This is a genomic window from Proteus genomosp. 4 str. ATCC 51469, from assembly GCF_003144375.1.
Classification (GTDB): domain Bacteria; phylum Pseudomonadota; class Gammaproteobacteria; order Enterobacterales; family Enterobacteriaceae; genus Proteus.
Map to the genome: position 1 here is coordinate 295942 of NZ_PENV01000003.1, position 18007 is coordinate 313948.

8 protein-coding genes are annotated in these 18007 nt (G+C 32.2%); 2 read left to right on the plus strand and 6 right to left on the minus strand.

The window, feature by feature from the left end; translation table 11 throughout:
- Nucleotides 1-52: 52 nt before the first annotated feature.
- Nucleotides 53-1036 (minus strand): SEL1-like repeat protein, encoded by a 984-nt coding sequence (locus DK866_RS05630; RefSeq protein WP_109408065.1) that lies wholly within the window; start codon nt 1034-1036, stop codon nt 53-55.
- Between the two features lie 183 nt (nt 1037-1219).
- A complete protein-coding gene (tal, locus tag DK866_RS05635) occupies nt 1220-2173 on the minus strand; it encodes a transaldolase (protein WP_109371855.1) in 954 nt (317 codons plus the stop codon).
- A 304-nt stretch (nt 2174-2477) separates the two neighbouring features.
- On the opposite strand from tal, the gene yaaA reads away from it, so the two are divergent.
- Nucleotides 2478-3260 carry a peroxide stress protein YaaA gene (gene yaaA, locus DK866_RS05640; protein ID WP_109408066.1) on the plus strand — a complete coding sequence of 261 codons (783 nt, stop codon included), beginning with the start codon at nt 2478-2480 and terminating at the stop codon, nt 3258-3260.
- Between the two features lie 70 nt (nt 3261-3330).
- Here the strand turns inward: yaaA and DK866_RS05645 are convergent, their stop codons facing one another.
- The 4 genes from DK866_RS05645 to thrA all read right to left on the minus strand — a co-directional run bounded on the left by DK866_RS05645 (nt 3331) and on the right by thrA (nt 16371).
- Nucleotides 3331-11520 (minus strand): RTX toxin, encoded by an 8190-nt coding sequence (locus DK866_RS05645; protein ID WP_109408067.1) that lies wholly within the window; start codon nt 11518-11520, stop codon nt 3331-3333.
- A 163-nt stretch (nt 11521-11683) separates the two neighbouring features.
- Entirely contained in the window at nt 11684-12976 is a 1293-nt protein-coding gene (gene thrC, locus DK866_RS05650; RefSeq protein WP_109408068.1) for a threonine synthase, read from the minus strand.
- A gap of 3 nt (nt 12977-12979) precedes the next feature.
- Nucleotides 12980-13930, minus strand: coding sequence for a homoserine kinase (gene thrB, locus DK866_RS05655; RefSeq protein WP_208624171.1), 951 nt, complete (start codon nt 13928-13930; stop codon nt 12980-12982).
- Nucleotides 13912-16371 (minus strand): bifunctional aspartate kinase/homoserine dehydrogenase I, encoded by a 2460-nt coding sequence (gene thrA, locus DK866_RS05660; RefSeq protein ID WP_109408069.1) that lies wholly within the window; start codon nt 16369-16371, stop codon nt 13912-13914. Before thrA ends, thrB begins: the two co-directional genes overlap by 19 nt.
- An 811-nt stretch (nt 16372-17182) precedes the next feature.
- Here thrA and arcA point away from each other — a divergent pair.
- Nucleotides 17183-17899: a two-component system response regulator ArcA gene (gene arcA / locus DK866_RS05665; protein WP_006535263.1), complete on the plus strand. Its 717-nt coding sequence runs from the start codon at nt 17183-17185 to the stop codon at nt 17897-17899.
- Nucleotides 17900-18007 lie beyond the last annotated feature (108 nt).

The window sequence follows — 18007 nt, forward strand, 5'->3', positions numbered from 1 at the left end:
AAAAAGGGAGCGTAAGCTCCCCCTCTTTAATCCTAAATAATATTAATTAATATTATTCATCAATATATTTAGCTATATAAGATGCCGCTAAACTTTTAGCTTCTGCTAATTGTGCTGCATTTAATGCACGAGCAGTACGTTTTAGCATTGCTTCATCACCATCACCATTTTCAACAGCAACAGTAAACCATGCATAAGCTTCTTTCAGGTCACGTTTAACGCCTTTACCGTAGTAATAGTTTAACGCAAGATTGTTTTGTGCAAGACCATTACCTTGAATCGCTGATTTTTTGTACCATTCAACGGCTTTACGTGCATCTTTAGCCACACCATCACCTTCATCGTACATCACACCTAAGTTATTTTGTGCGTCACGATTACCTTGGTTTGCAGCCTTCGTATACCAGAAAACAGCTTTAGCACCGTTACGCTCTACACCTTCACCGTCATCATAAGAGACAGCAAGATTATATTGTGCATCAGAGTGGCCTTGTTCTGCTGCTTTTGTATACCAGACAACTGCTTTTTCATGATCTTGTGCTACACCGATACCTTCATCATAAGAGATACCGAGATTGTATTGCGCATCACTATCACCTTGCTCACCAGCTTTAGTATACCAATACACGGCTTTCTCATGATCTTGCTTTACACCATCACCATCGTCATAAGAAACAGCAAGGTTGTATTGTGCTAAAGAAACGCCTTGAAGCGCAGCTTTGTTATACCAATAAACTGCTTTTTCTGCATCGCGATCAATGTCATCGCTCATGTCATACATAAGTGCTAAGTTTAACTGTGCTTCAGCATGACCTTGCTCTGCAGCTTTGGTATACCATTCCAGCGCTTTTTGCGCATCTTGTTCGACACCTTCGCCATTCTCATATTTTACGCCCAATTGATATTGAGACGCTGAATTTCCACCTTCAGCACTTTTTTCAATTGCAGGTAAAGAGAAAGCGGTTTTGCTCTCTGCCATTGCAGCGCCACCGAAAAATAACGATGCAAGTACCGTTGCCAAGACAATCTTTTTCATAATTCACCAATAATAAATAGAGTATTCTAATAATATATTTTTATAATTATTACTGGATAAATAATATATTCCAATCAATTTAATCTTAAAATTTTCTTAAATGTTATTTTGAGAAGAAAAAAATAAAAATACCCACCTGTAAAAGATGGGTATTTAAGATTTTTATAAGAATTTAACGACGAATTATAATAAATCCGCAATCATTTTCTCTAATTTTTCCTGATCGACAGCAAATTTACGAATACCGTCAGATAATTTATCTACTGCCATTGGGTCTGCATTATGCTCCCAATAGAATTGTGCTTCAGTGATAGCTTCTGGACGTGCTTTCACTTCACCTTTATAAGATAACTTATGTTCAACTTCACCTTCAGCTTCTGATAATTCTTTTAACAGAGCTGGTGCGATAGTTAAGCGGTCACAACCGGCTAATTCTAAAATCTCCCCCATATTACGGAAGCTTGCGCCCATAACAACAGTGTTATAACCATGTTGTTTGTAATAGTTGTAGATTTCAGTCACAGAAATAACACCTGGATCTTCAGCAGGTGCAAATTCTTTTTTATCTGTATTGGCTTTATACCAATCCATGATACGACCAACAAATGGAGAAATCAGGTAAACACCCGCTTCAGCACATGCACGAGCTTGAGCAAAAGAGAACAGTAAAGTCAGGTTACAGTTGATACCTTCTTTTTCTAATTGCTCTGCGGCACGAATACCCTGCCAAGTAGATGCTAATTTGATAAGAATACGGTCGTTACTAATACCTGCATCGTTATAAAGCTTCATTAAGTGGCGTGCTTTTTCGATACATGCTTGAGTATCATAAGACAGACGAGCATCCACTTCTGTTGAAATGCGGCCAGGGATCAGTTTTAAAATTTCTAAACCAATATTTACTGCCAGCTTGTCACAAGCATCAACGATTTGTTGTTCACGAGAATCGCTTTGTGAGCGTGCCCATTCAATCGCTTCATCAATTAATTTACGATATTCAGGAATTTGAGCTGCATTTAAAATTAAAGATGGGTTGGTAGTTGCGTCTTGAGGCTGATACAGTTTCATTGCTGCAATGTCGCCAGTGTCAGCAACAACTGTTGTCAGTTTACGCAAAGAAGTCAATTTGTTGGTCATTTTGTTTATCTCATCTACTAGGTAAATCTGTTTGCAGTCACCTGCGGATATCTATTGATAATAACATGGACTGCTCACACTACAAGACGCTTAGATTCATACAAAGCAATTATTTGAATGCCAAACGTTTTCGCGAAACAAAAGCGGAAAAAAACAGAAAAAGATCACAGGCTGAATCGTTTAAATTGTCGATTTTTACCCCAAATAAGAGAAACCATTGTTTTTTCCTATTACTATAATTTAGCCTATTATCGAAAGAATTTGTTATATTTGATGAACATTAAAATAGCCAATTGAGGGAATTATGCTAATTACTATTTCACCAGCTAAAACACTGGACTTCGAATCGCCTTTAGCAACAACGCATTTCACCCAACCTGAATTGCTAAAATATTCCCAACAACTTATCGAAGAGTGTCGAAAGTTATCTTCAAGTGATATTGCAAGCTTAATGAAGATAAGCGATAAACTCGCAGGATTAAATGCTGCTCGTTTTGGTGAGTGGCAACCTAATTTCACACCTGAAAATGCGCGCCAAGCTATTTTGGCATTTAAAGGTGATGTTTATACAGGCATGCAAGCTGAACTCTTTTCTGAAGATGATTTTCAATTTGCTCAACAACATTTACGCATGCTTTCAGGTTTATATGGTGTATTACGCCCTCTGGATTTAATGCAACCTTATCGTCTTGAAATGGGAATAAAGCTAAAAAATAAGAAAGGTAGTGATTTATACCAATTTTGGGGAAACACGATTACAGAAGCATTAAATAAAGCGATTGAAGCACAAGGTGATAACGTTTTAGTTAATTTAGCCTCTGATGAATATTTTAAATCAGTTAACCCGAAAAAACTCAATGCTGAAATTATTAAACCTATTTTTCTAGATGAGAAGAATGGGAAATACAAAGTCATTAGCTTTTACGCTAAAAAGGCGCGCGGATTAATGAGCCGTTTTATTATTCAAGAAAAACTCACTGACAAAACACAACTTAAAGAATTTGATTTAGAGGGTTATCAATTTAACGCTGCTGAATCTGAAGGTAATACCTTAGTATTTAAACGTACCGAATCACTGGTCAAATAAAAATATTGATCACCCATTATCTTACAAATAAAAACAGCACTAACATAAGTGCTGTTTTTTATATTGAAGATCACAAATGTTTTGTCACTAATGGCAAAGGTGACCATATAGGTGATGGAATAAATTCACTACCTTGCATTATTGCCAATTGTTGCTCGTTAAATTGAGCCATTTCTTGAATAATTAAAGCAAGAGATGGTATAGAAAGCGTGCTTTGCTTTTCAATAACAGTAACTGAAGAATTAATCTCATCTTCTTTTACCCTTAAGGTTAAAGTAAATTGGTTATCTTGTGTTTTATACTGCCTTTCATCACCAATTTGAGAATAAATTAACCTATCATGCTCAGATAACCCAGAAATAAAAATATGGCTATTTTTACCTTCATCATAAACAATAACTTCACCACAGCGTTTTTTTACAATATAAACATTACTGCCAGTTCCCCCACTTAAATAATCAAGGCCTGATCCCGAGATCAAAAGGTCATTTCCACTCCCTGCATTTAGGCTATCATTACCCTCTCCAGCAATTAAAATATGATGCCCATGATTAACCACAATACTATCGTCTCCTGCACCAGCATCTATCACAGAACTATTTTTATTGTGATTAACAACAATATCATCCCCATCCATAAGGTAGAGAACTGACAATAGATCGGTTGCTTGGTTTTGTTGCTCTTGCAAGGTGGTAGAGGTCGATACTAATTCAGAGTGAGAAGGATAAAGGGAATATGCAAGCAATGCCTCTTTATTTAAGCTCAGTGATCCAGGGATCATAAGTACATCATCTTCTGAGCTGAGAGCTAAATTTAAATCATCAGTAGGTATAAGCAATTGTTGCTTATTCTCTTGTGTGGGAAGAGTAAAGACGACATTGTCTTTATCAATTAGGCGAATTTTCATACCAGAGTCAACAATAGATTGAAGATGTGATAATTCAAATACAAGTTTCAGGTGAGCATTCGGATGATAGCGGTGAGATAAAACACCATTATGAAACTTTAAATCAAACCCACTGATATCAGATAAAATAAAATTACTAATACAATCAGGAGTTAATTTATTTGAATGGTTAGAAAGAGAGATAGTGATTGTTTCATGTTTATCTTGCGCTAAAAATGTTTTGATTTGATAGCTATCATGACCTGAACTGAGTTTAATTAACGAATTAGGAGTAATACCAAGATAATAATTATCACAATCATTGCCATCAATAGTAAATCGTATGTTCTCGTCGATAGAAAATCCACTGTAATGTAATTGGGGTAATAAGTTAATTATTATCATTTCATTAGGATATGAAATACTTAAAGAGTGATTATTATTATCTATATAAAAATGTTGAACATTCTTATTGTTACTGCTGTATTGTTGTAAATAACTAAACTGATAAAATATATTATCTTTACTACTTGTACATTCTTTAGCTGTTAGCATAAATCCGTCATTCATAACTAAAGTATATCGATGAGATAATGCTTTCCCTTCTTTATCTTTATAAACATTTTTCAATTTTATTGAATGATAAATTAAATCATTATTTTTATTTCCATCATTCACTTTTATATCAAATAAAATATCTTTTCCATAACGACGGATCGCAGAAATCTCATCAAAACGATAATTCAATTTTACAATACTGGTATTATCTTGAGAAAATTCATTAATAATTGTTTCAAACTGAATATTATAACTTTGTTCTAACGATGCCCTTAAAATAATATAACTATCATTCCCTTCACCACCTTCAGCATATCCTTCCTGTAATACTAAAGTATCATTTCCCCCTAATCCATATAATAAATCTGCCCCGCCACCACCATCTAAGTAATTATCCTCTTGATTGCCATAAATAATATCATTGCCTGTTTCACTCCCTATAACATTTTCAATACTGTCTAAATAAGCAATGACACTTTGATTTTGTAATACGATATTAGGCATAGAATCAATCAATTGCCTTGAGTAAAAGCCATCCTTATCTTGATAAAGAAAAAGTTTCGAGTGGAAATTTTGGCTATTTGTTTCTTCTTCTGCCTCTTTGAACTTAACGTAATTATCTAATAAATTAACTTCATAACCCGTATATTTATTTTTTGTCTTAATAATACGGAGTGTGTCACATCCTTCACGCCCATAAAAACGACTAGCATAAAGAGGTGATCTCGAAGTAAATAAATTAAATGTATCATCTTTATTTCCTCCACTTAGCCTTTTAGTTCCATTATAAATATCAAAGGTATTTTTAGTATTTGAAGGAGCGACAATAATATCATCACCGTTATGAGTATTAAAATAAAAAACCTCACTTTCATTCCAACCCAAATTATAATATCTTTCATATTTATTAGCTTTTATTAAATCATTAGTTACTTTTTTTTCACCAAATAGATGAATGCTATTTTCTCGTGTTGTTTTTATTCTTCTGAAAAAATCATCATCAACAACCTCAGAGAATATAGGTGAATTATCATCTGAAATAATATCTATAGAGTAACGTTTCAATTCATTAATATAAAAATCCATATCAAAAATAAGTATTTCATTTGTGGCTATAGCTTCTTTAGGTAGATAATACTTATATTCTGTTTTTTCTGAACGTAAATGATAAGAGAGTGCTGCTATTTTTTCTGCTTCTTTTTGACTCATATTTAATGATATTCGCTGAGCAACATACTCACCAAAAGAATTTAAAATTGAATCTAATTTCTTACCCATTAGGTTTGGCACTATCTTATAATAATAACATTCTTGATATATTTGTTTCTCATTAGTATAGAAATAACGAGCAAGATTAAATTGCTTTCTTATTTCTTCAAGATAATTAGCTGCATTTTTATCGATCAATGATTCTAATTGCGTTTTGGTTTCTAAATAGATAATTTCATTTTTTTTATCCGGTATAAGATCCCCCATCAAAAATGCATAAAAGCCATTATTCAGCTCTTCTAGTGGTGTAAAATGCACTTTTGTTTTTGCTTCCTCAATAAGCCTTGCTGCTGTATAAATTGAAGTTGCTAAAGCAATAACGGCGCCTGCAACAATACCTATAGGACCAGCAATTGTTGAGCCTGCAAGCATCGCAACAGAAACCCCCAAAGTTACCAATCCAGACACTACAGCCAAAGATCCATTAACAATATAATCAATACGTTGCTTTTCACTATTTTCATCTGAAATTCGACTAAAATTATCGTAAACATTATAAATATCGAAGCCAATAGAAAGTATATTCAGCCCAACACCTATTTTTGTGCTTATTTTATTAATATATTCCAATGGATTATTACTATATTTTAGCAATCCTTTAGCTAATGAAATTTCAATTACTTCAGACAAACCATTGTAGACCATTTCAGACCACATTATAGCAAGGTTATTAATGATCTCTTGACGTTCTTTTGATGTCAACAATGGATTATTAAGTTGTTCAGCCAGCATAAACGTAGAATTAACTGACTGCCACATACTATAAGTAATATTAGCATAACCAATCTTACTTATTATTTTCATATGTCGTGGAATTATTGATGACAGTTTCCTTAATACATCCCAATCATTATTACTATATTTTTTATTTTCTAACTCAATAATTTTAGCTAATCTTTCATAAGCAACAATATAATCAATTCTATTAGCATCATTAGAAAGTAGATATTTAATTTTATCTTCTTTACTATTTAGCAAATAAGAAAATAGAGAAATTATCTGTTTGTCTTTTTCATTGCCAGAAATAGATAAAAAATAATCATTCAAATGATGAGGATCGAAGGTGAGTTTTGACTCCCATTTATCTATCTTACTAAGATCAATTAAATCGATACTTTTTCCATTAATTATCGCTCCTACATTAACCAATAATTGCTTATCAAAAAAATGTTCATTTATTTTTAATTTTTCTTTATTAAATAATAGTTGGCCATTCATCTCTAATATATTTAATTGATTAAAGTTACTTGCTTTTTCTAAAGCCTTAGAGGGAGATGATGTATTTAGTATCTCTTTATGATGGATCATTGTAATAATATTTTTAAGTGAATTTATGATCCTTTTATAGTTTTCAAAATTAGAGATATTATCTAATAACACTCTGTATAAATTACCTTTTTTATTTCTATCAAAAAATGAATTAAGTAAATTTCTTGAAAAGAAACTTAATTTATTTATCAATGTTGGATTATCATAAATTGCATGAATCACCTCAATTGTTTTATTTGTTTTTTCAATTAATGTCAGTGATCCTTCTGATAAGGAAATCAATGATTGCCATTGTTGATATGTTATTCCCCCCATTAAATATTGATTAAATTTTTTATTAATCAGCGGATCATGTATCATTTGTGTTAACTTATTTTTTATTTTTGTTTTACTTGAAACATTAAAAAAAGCAGATAACTCATATTGATATTTTTCACATGCAATATTTATGGAAATATCATTATTGATAAGCTTATCACTGAGCTCATTTAATTTTTCCCTATACTGTTTGATATTAACATTATCAATTTTATTGATGATAGAACCGAGTTGATAAAGATTAAGCCCATAATGATTAAGTTTAATGTAATTAAAGATATCTAATACTGTGATTTTATCTGAATAGTCATAAATAACAGTTTTAATATCTTTTTCATAGCCTAGTTTAAATTCTTTATTATCACGATAATTAGGATGTATTTTAGAAACAAATTGGTATAACCCCTCAGTTAATTTTTGATTTTCTTTTTTTATTTTTTCATTAAGTGAGATGGGTTCTATATTATTAGATTCTATCTCAGGAATGATGACATGAGATAGTACAACATTTGCAAGTAAAGGTTTATCTATATGTTGTCGTTTGACTAAAGGTTTAACAATTACGTTATCCTTTGATAGAGATAATCTATTATCAATTATTTGATAAATAGGCATATTTAGTCGTTGAGCAACTCCTTCAATAAAAAAATCACCATATTGGTGACTTAACAATTTATCCTTTTTTGCAAAAACAATTGTTTTTTCATTAAAAAATTGATTTTCTAAAATAATATTATATAGTTTTTCGACTTCATCTTTTTGTCTAATTAATTCTTGATTAAAAAGACTTCCTTCACTATTTCCTGTTACTATTATTCTTATTCTATTTTTTAGACAATAATCCAAAAGATGACTTACTTCTGGCTTATCTTTTAGATATGAGGTTAACTCTTCACTTTTAATACCATTATAGAAGTAATTTATAATATCTTCTTGATAATACATTTCTATATTATCAAGAATAATATTATCTATAATTTTATCAGTAAAGATAATGTTTTCAGAAAATAAAAAGTTTAAATTTTCTTTACTATCATCAAATAATAAATAACTACAATCTATTTTATTTTTATTTTGATTAAGTGATTTTTCTAAAAGAACACGAGGATCATCTTCATTAATAAAGAAATTATTTTGATAGTATCCATAATTTTTTTCACGGTAATTATTGAGAAAATAATTTTCCAATTGAATCATTTCATGAATAATCATTTTATTGGTGAATTGCTGATTTATAAAAAAATCAAAATACAAATCGTTATAAGAGCTTAATTTATTACCTTTTTTTAAATCTATTTCATTTTCAATAAAGCCAATTAACTTACTTACATAATTATGATTTTTATATTCTAATAATTTCTTATAGTTATCTTTTAAATGTAACTTATTTCCTTCTTCTAATAAAAGAGTATTTTTTAATTCTGGAATATCAATTCCTTTAATTACTTCATCTATATATTGATGATTCTCTTTAAACTCAATAGTATAATCATATCCGTAAACTCCCATACTTCTATTTTCATCTAGTGATAAATAAGGACTTTCAATAATATTATTGTAAATGAAATTACTAACACCTTTATTACCTTCATTAATTTCATTAATCATTAATTGATAAAACTTTGCAGCAACTAAACTATTTTTTTTAGATAAGGCGATTAACTTATCTTTCCCATAAATTAACTTATCATAGAATAACTTACTTTCTATTTTTTCCTTTACTTTATTTAATATATTAAAAAGAGATATACCTTTATTATTATAATTAAAATATTCTATTTTGTTAATAAGAGAGAAACTTGCTGACAATTTATCAAAATATATATTTCCTTCTAAGATATCAATTAAAGAAACTATTTCATTTAATAAAGTAGATTTGCTTCCTTTTAATAAATAACTATTAATCTTAATCAGCTCACGGTAGTATATATCACTAAATTCAATATAATTTTTATTTATTATTATTTCTTGAAAATTATCAAACTCAGTTTCTTGAATATTTATATCACCATTATCATTTTTATTTAAAATAATTTTACTGGCTTTTTCATTCTTTACGATCTGAGGAAAATGGTTTTTTATTAAATAAATCCCTTCATCAAAATTAGAATTCTTTACAACAACTTCTATTATTTTATTGTTTCTTTTTAGCTCAACTATAAGATCACGATGTTCATTATAATGAAGAACACGCCCTGTAATATTTTCATCAAAGGGTAATGCAAAACCTATTTTCTTTATATTATCAGCAAGACCTTTATTTATCTCTACATCATTATAATCCCATACATTTCGGTAATTTGATTCTTTATTATTTATATACTCATCAAAAATAATATATTTTTCATTATCAATATCATGTGAGCCATAAAAATCCATTTTACTCTCTAAAATTTTATTTATAGATTCAACACTAGAATACTCTAATAATTCACTATTAGAATCAAACAAAGAAAATTTATAATAATTTTCAGAGTATTTTTTATATGAAATAGCAATAGCATGATCTTTAAATCCAATAATAGCATAATAATTATCATTATTTTTTATGATGTACTCTAAATATTCATTAATTTTGTTTTTATCATATGCTATTTTTCTTATATGTGATCTTTTTAATCCTCGTTGTTCTAAGATTTTACTATATTCTCTTGATTTTATTGAATCAAATACAAAATATTGTACTTTTTCACTTAACCTTTCCATTTGGAAATGCTGAGAAAATATGATACTTTTTATTTCTTTAATTAGATTTAATATTTCGTATTCCCGTATACTACTAAATAAAATTGAATCAAATTTATCGGCTATAAATTCTTGTTCATTTTGATAAGATCGCACATTCTCCTTTAACCAGAATAAATATTTATTCCCTCCTTCTAAACCACCATTTATAACTTCGACTAAATAGTTCAAACTCAGCCCATAACATAATCCATTAAGATTTTGAATATGACTAAAATCATAATTAGTTTCTGTTGAGGTAATTAAATTTATCCGGCTCATTATTCTTTCTAATGGTTTTAATAGATCCGTATATTGTGAAAATTTTTTCATAACATTATGTTTTATTTTTGTAATAAACCAACCTGTACCGACTTTATAAAGTAAATGTTCTCCACTATCCGTTATTTGCTCATATTTAGATTTTGCAATTGTAAATGCTTCTTCTATATCAGAGACATATATATGCAGTATTTTCTCTGTTTTGTTCAAGTTATCTCTAACAATAAAAATATTTTTATACGAATAATTCTCATTAAGCTCAATACTAATATCTTTATTGATACTTATTTTTTCTTTAATTTTAATATTATTGATTATCATATCAAGAATGTTTTTATTATTAACACTCCAATTTTCTGTATTATTAAAATTATTAGAATATTCTTTTTTATTATAAAATCGATAATATAAAAATCCATCATCATTCTTAATATTTATAAGAGAATTATTTTTATTTATTAGGCTATTTTTATCATAAAAAAACTCAGCACATCCATTAAAATCAATAATTTTAAAACTATTATTTTCATTATCTATTTGTATAAATAGCTTATTATCTTCAAATTCCAAATAGTAATCACCAGAAGCATTATGCTGCATTAATAATTCCAATCGTTCTTTTTTTATTTTATTAGATCCTCTTCCTGCTAATTTTGCACTATTAACAAATAGTTCCTCTATGCTTTTATTGATTTTTTTCCTAATTAAATCAAGCTGTTTTGTAAATTCATTTTTATGATAAAGTGAAAAACTATTCTCTATTCTTTCTAGAAACTCATTCGCAGCATACTCATTTTTAGAAATAAAAATAGATATATAATTTTCTGTTAATATTCTTTTTACAGATTGTACTTTAAAAAAAAGTTCTGAATTATTTTCTTTTATATGATTTTCAATTTTCAATACAATTTCATTTATATTATCTTTGAATAGCACTTTTTTGAATCCATTCATATTTAATTTCCTTACATTTAATTAGACTGTTTTCTGGAAATAAAATATATATATTAAATTTTATTTTTTTTAAATGCTTACTTTCCTATTTTAGATAAAAAAATAGCTCAATAAAATATTGAGCTATTTAATTAAATATAAATCTAATTTTTAAAAATAATGATTACTTAGGTGCTCTTTCAAGTAAGAATGCACGTAATTGAGCAAAATCAGCTGGTAAGAAATGTGATAACAGTTCTTTATCAGCCCGCTCTGCAAGCTCTTTAGGAAGCGGTAATTCACCGCCTAAAATGCGTTCTACACTTTCTTTAAACTTCGCTGGGTGTGCAGTACCCAAGAATAAACCGTATTCACCCTCTTGAAGCTCATCACGTAATAAACGATAAGCAACAGCTGCATGTGGCTCTGAAATATAACCTTTTTTTGCAAGCTCACGTACTGTTTCTTCAGTTGTTTCATCACTAACAGCACCATGAGATAAATCGGAGAGATCCCACTCTTTACGACGGTACAATTCTTCAATACGTGGCCAGTTATTAGGCTGGCTAACATCCATTGCATTAGAAAGTGTTGCAATAGTACGGTGAGGTTCCCATTTACCATTATCTAAATAGCGAGGAACCGTATCATTTACGTTTGTTGCTGCAATAAAACGTTTAACAGGTAATCCTAAAGATTTAGCTAATAGACCCGCAGTTAAATCACCAAAGTTACCACTTGGTACAGAGATCACGAGTTGTTCATGTTTTTCAGCAGGAATTTGGGCAACAGCTTCAAAGTAATAACAAATTTGAGCCAATAGTCGGCTGATATTGATAGAGTTTGCTGAGTTCAAATACATTGTTTTCTTTAAGAACTCATCATCAAAAGCTTGTTTTACTAATGATTGGCAAGCATCGAAGTCATCTTTAATTGCAACAGTGTGAATATTTTCACCTAATGTACAGAACAATTTTTCCTGTAATGGGCTAATTTTGCCTTCAGGATAAAGAATAACAACTTGTACATTTTCTAATTTGTAGAATGCATGAGCAACGGCAGCACCAGTATCACCAGATGTTGCAGTTAAAATAGTTACAGGTTGATTGCCTGCAACTTCTGACAACATCTGCGCCATAAAACGCCCACCAAAGTCTTTAAATGCTAATGTTGGACCGTGGAAAAGCTCTAAACAACTAATGTCGTCTTCAACCTGAGTCACAGGTGCAGGAAATGCAAATGCAGTGTTAATTCGTTTTGCTAATACATCAGCAGGAATTTCATCACCAATAAATGCCGTTAAAATACGGCTACTGCGTGTTGCAAAATCAAGCGCTAATAATTCATCAATTTCAGCTTTAGAAAACGACGGTAAGTCCTGTGGAAAAAAGAGACCTTGATGTTTACCTAAACCTTGCTTTACTGCTTGAGCAAAGCTAACTTGCTCTTGATTATCTTTCAAATTGTATAATTTCATGACTTACCCTATCTGTCTTGCGCCACGCGTATCTAAACGGCAGATATGCACAAAACCTTCACTGTTTTGTACATAGTGTTGTTTTAACCATTCGGCCATATCTTGTGCGATTTCTAATGAATCAGTAATGGTAAAAAGAGTAGGGCCTGAACCTGAAATGCCACAAGCCAATGCCCCTTTCTTTTGTGAAGCTTCTCTGGCTTTTTCAAATCCTGGCAGCAACTGAGTGCGATAAGGTTCAGCTATCACATCTTTCATTAAATTTGCCGCTAATTCAGGTTGTTGAGTATGACAAGCATGAATAAAACCAGATAAATAGCGTCCGTGATTAATGATATCTGCCTTAGCATATTCTTTTGGTAATATGGCTCTGGCTTGTGCAGTAGAGACTTTAATTCCTGGATAAGCCATTACCCAGTACCAGTTTTCAAATGTAGGTACAGATTGGCAAATGATACCATTTTGTTCAAGAATAAGTTGTAGGCCGCCTAAATAGCAAGGTGCAACATTATCATAGTGAACACTTCCTGAAATGCGCCCTTCCAATTCACCCATCATTAATAACAATTGTCTTTCGTTGAAAGGCTTTTTAGCGAACTCATTAAGTGCAACTAATGCAGCAACAACCGAACAAGCACTTGATCCTAAACCAGAACCAATTGGCATGTTTTTTTCTAAAACCATTGCCACAGGAAGTTCTTTGCCTAATTTCTCACAGAATAACTGCCAACATTGATACACAATATTTTGTTTAGGATCAGCGGGTAATTTGCTAACAAAGTGCCCTTTACTTTCCAGTGTAAATGATGAAGCGGCATCAACGGTGACACAATCGCCGAGCAATTGTCCATCAATAGGTGAAACCGCAGCGCCAAGAACATCAAACCCGACACTCACGTTACCTATTGATGCCGGTGCATAAACTTTAACCACGCTTAAACTCCCAATTTCCATGATAAGGTACGTAATACATCTGCAAACACTCCAGCGGCAGTAACATCATTACCCGCACCATATCCACGCAACACTAATGGAATTGGCTGATAGTAGCGAGTGTAAAAGGCTAAAGCATTTTCACCATTTTTTACTTTAAACAGAGGGTCATTAGCATCAACAGCCATCATTTTAACTTGGCATTGACCTTCATTAATAACACCGACATAGCGTAATACTTTACCTGCTTTTTGTGCTTCTTCGACCTTAGCATCAAATTCAACATCAACTTGAGGTAAACGACTTAAGAAACTTGCAACATCACCTGTGCTGTCAAATGAAGTCGGTAACACAGGCTCTACATCGATATCACTTAGCTCTAATTTATAACCTGCTTCACGGGCTAAAATCAGCAGTTTACGCGCAACATCCATCCCTGAAAGATCATCACGAGGATCAGGTTCTGTGAAACCTTTTTCTTTCGCTGAAAACGTTGCTTCTGACAAACTCTTACCTTCGTCTAACTGGCCAAAAATGTAAGAGAGTGAGCCTGAAAGAATACCATTAAATTGAACCAACTCATCACCTGCATTAAGCAAGTTCTGTAGGTTTTCAATAACTGGTAAACCTGCACCCACATTAGTGTCATATAAAAATTTACGACGTGAAGCTTCAGCGGCTTGTCGGATTTGATAGTAATAATCCATCGACAGCGTATTCGCTTTTTTGTTTGGTGTAACCACATTAAAACCATTTTGTAAGAAATTTGCGTATTGTTGCGCAATTTCCTCGTTTGATGTGCAATCAACAATCACTGGATTTAAGAAGTGGTACTCTTTTTCTAAGCGAATAAGCTGACTAAAACTAAACGGCGTTTTAGCTTCTTTTAAGGCTTGTTGCCAATTATCTAAATCAATACCTTGCATATTCGTTAACATGGCGCGTGAATTAGCAATGCCACATACACGAAGATCGATATGCTTATTTTTCAACCATGCCTGTTGACGATGAATTTGTTCAATTAATGCATTACCGACACCACCCGCACCAATCACAAAAACTTCAACGATTTGATTTGTGTTGAATAGCATTTGGTGACATAAACGTACCGCATTAGTTGCTGAGTCGTTGGCAATAACTGCAGAAATAGAGCGTTCAGACGAACCTTGAGCAATGGCAACAATATTAATATTGCCTCGTGTTAACGCAGAGAAGAATCGCGCTGAGATCCCTTTCAGTGTACGCATACCATCACCCACGACAGAGATTATCGCTACGTTTTCCATGATATCTAATGGATCAAGTACACCATCTTTTAATTCTAAATAGAATTCATCTGATAATGCTTTTTGCGCTCTAATCAGTTCTTTTTGTGGTACGCAAAAACTGATGCTGTATTCAGAAGAAGACTGTGTAATAAGAACAACAGAAATACCAGCTCTCGACATCACAGAGAATACGCGAGCCGCCATCCCTACCATACCTTTCATACCTGGGCCTGATACGTTGATCATTGCCATGTTATTAAGGTTAGTGATCCCTTTAACTGGAGTACTCTCATCTTTTTGACCATCGCCAATCAGTGTACCCGGTGCATCAGGATTACCTGTATTTTTAATCAAACAAGGAATTTGGAATTGGGCGATTGGAGCAATGGTGCGAGGATGAAGAACTTTAGCACCGAAGTAAGACAGTTCCATTGCCTCTTGATATGACATGCCCTTCAATAAACGAGCATCAGGTACTAAACGAGGATCACAAGTATAAACACCGTCAACATCAGTCCAAATTTCACAGCATTCAGCACGCAAACAGGCTGCTAATACTGCGGCTGAGTAGTCTGAACCATTGCGACCTAATACAACCAGTTCACCTTTTTCATTACCTGCAGTAAAACCAGCCATTAAAATCATATCGTCTTTCGCGATATTAAGTTCCAAGATACGGCGAGTAGATTCAGGAATATCAACGGTAGATTCTAGATAGTGACCTTGTGCGAGTAAATTTTTTACAGGATCAATAACAGTGACATTATAGCCACGAGCTTGTAAAACAGACTCCATAATGGCGATAGAGAGCTTTTCACCGCGACAAATCATTGCTGCATTAATGCTATCAGGGCATTGACCTAATAAAGAAATACCATGAAGGATGTGTCTAATTTCAGCAAATTCACGCTCAACTTTATCTTTTAAACGCTCATAATCGAAACCAGGCTGTTTTTCTCTTAAACCTTGTAATAAATTGGCAAAAATTTGTTCGGCTTCACGTACTTGAGTGAGAGGATCTTCGCCTTCTGCCGTTTTTTCAATCATTGCAACCAAATAATTCGTTATTTTGGCTGGTGCTGATAATACAAGAGCGACTTGTCCTTGCTCTCTTTTTTTCTCAGCGATATCAGCAACATTCAGCACACGCTCTGCATTGGCAACTGAAGTTCCCCCAAATTTTAACACTCGCATACAACTCTCCTGATTTTTCACCCAAAAAAAAACCCGCATTTCTCAATGCGGGCTTTTTCGATTTTCGTTTTTTATATGCGACAGCCCGTCCCGCAATATAAAATTCCGGTGGTGGTGGTAATAATTGTCATTTTAGCTGGGCTGTAAATACGCATAACTATCCTGTCTGTCTCAAATTTAGTTTGACTATATACTGGTTAAAGCAAAGCGAGAGAGATGTCAAATTTTTTCTTTTTTTTACACAAAAAATAAATCCTCACTTAAGTGAAATTTTTTCGAGTACTACCTCTATTGTAGTATAGATATTCCTATCACAAAGGGATAAACAAAGAAAATAAAGCTACTATTTTGGAGTTATTTGGGTATTTGTACTTTTATAAGGAATAAGGTATTTTAGGCTCCTTTAATTTGTGTAACAAAACTGGTAAAAAAAATAATCCCCACTATATTTAACATATATTTTTCTTTTACATTACATAAATCAAATTATATAGTTAACTATTGAAATCAGGGTTAAGCTGTTATCTTGATTTTGATATGTGTCAACAAAAGTTAGCTTTTTAGATGGTATTTAATACAACTGGTGTTATATTGCTGTTAATAGACTATGGGCGTTTTGCATTCTGATTTTAGCGTTCATTGTCGATTAAAATCGTAATTTTTTTGTAATAACGTGATGGTTATTTATCGAATTTCAATCTGGGTCTAGTTTTTGCGTGCTAATAACAAAAATGAATAACCACACAAGTGCACACACAGAAGTTAAACACAGATTTCCTTTTTCTATTTTTGGTAATTTTAGGTAGCAAATATGCAAACCCCGCACATTCTGATTGTTGAAGACGAAGTAGTTACTCGTAATACCCTGAAAAGCATATTCGAAGCTGAAGGGTATATCGTACACGAAGCCACTGATGGCAACGAAATGCACAATGTTCTATCTGATCATGATATTAATCTGGTTATTATGGACATTAACCTTCCTGGTAAAAATGGGCTGTTACTGGCTCGTGAATTACGTGAACAGGCAAGTGTTGCATTAATGTTCCTAACAGGTCGTGATAATGAAGTAGATAAAATCTTAGGCCTTGAAATTGGTGCCGATGATTACATTACTAAACCATTTAACCCTCGTGAATTAACGATTCGTGCTCGTAACTTATTGTCACGCACCATGAATTTAGTTAATGGCACAGAAGAACGCCGTTTAGTCGAGAGCTATAAATTCAATGGTTGGGAGCTTGATATTAACAGTCGCTCACTAATCAGCCCTGCTGGTGAACAATACAAATTACCACGCAGTGAATTTCGTGCGATGCTACATTTCTGCGAGAATCCAGGAAAAATCCAAACTCGTGCAGAATTACTGAAGAAAATGACAGGCCGTGAATTGAAACCTCATGATCGTACTGTTGACGTTACTATTCGTCGTATTCGTAAGCATTTCGAATCTACACCAGATACACCTGAAATCATTGCTACAATCCATGGTGAAGGTTATCGTTTCTGTGGTGATTTAGACGAGTGATTTGATTTTATCTCAAACACTTAACTAATAAAAACCCCCGAATAAATTCGGGGGTTTTCTTTTATGTAGCATCGTATTAATAAAATAACAAAAGATGAAAATTGATCT

Excerpts from the sequence above, each read along its gene's own strand:
- thrC (WP_109408068.1), bottom strand. The coding sequence starts at position 12,976 with ATGAAATTATACAATTTGAAAGATAATCAAGAGCAAGTTAGCTTTGCT.
- arcA (WP_006535263.1), top strand. The coding sequence starts at position 17,183 with ATGCAAACCCCGCACATTCTGATTGTTGAAGACGAAGTAGTTACTCGT.
- DK866_RS05630 (WP_109408065.1), bottom strand. The coding sequence starts at position 1,036 with ATGAAAAAGATTGTCTTGGCAACGGTACTTGCATCGTTATTTTTCGGT.
- DK866_RS05645 (WP_109408067.1), bottom strand. The coding sequence starts at position 11,520 with ATGAATGGATTCAAAAAAGTGCTATTCAAAGATAATATAAATGAAATT.
- thrB (WP_208624171.1), bottom strand. The coding sequence starts at position 13,930 with ATGGAAATTGGGAGTTTAAGCGTGGTTAAAGTTTATGCACCGGCATCA.
- thrA (WP_109408069.1), bottom strand. The coding sequence starts at position 16,371 with ATGCGAGTGTTAAAATTTGGGGGAACTTCAGTTGCCAATGCAGAGCGT.
- tal (WP_109371855.1), bottom strand. The coding sequence starts at position 2,173 with ATGACCAACAAATTGACTTCTTTGCGTAAACTGACAACAGTTGTTGCT.
- yaaA (WP_109408066.1), top strand. The coding sequence starts at position 2,478 with ATGCTAATTACTATTTCACCAGCTAAAACACTGGACTTCGAATCGCCT.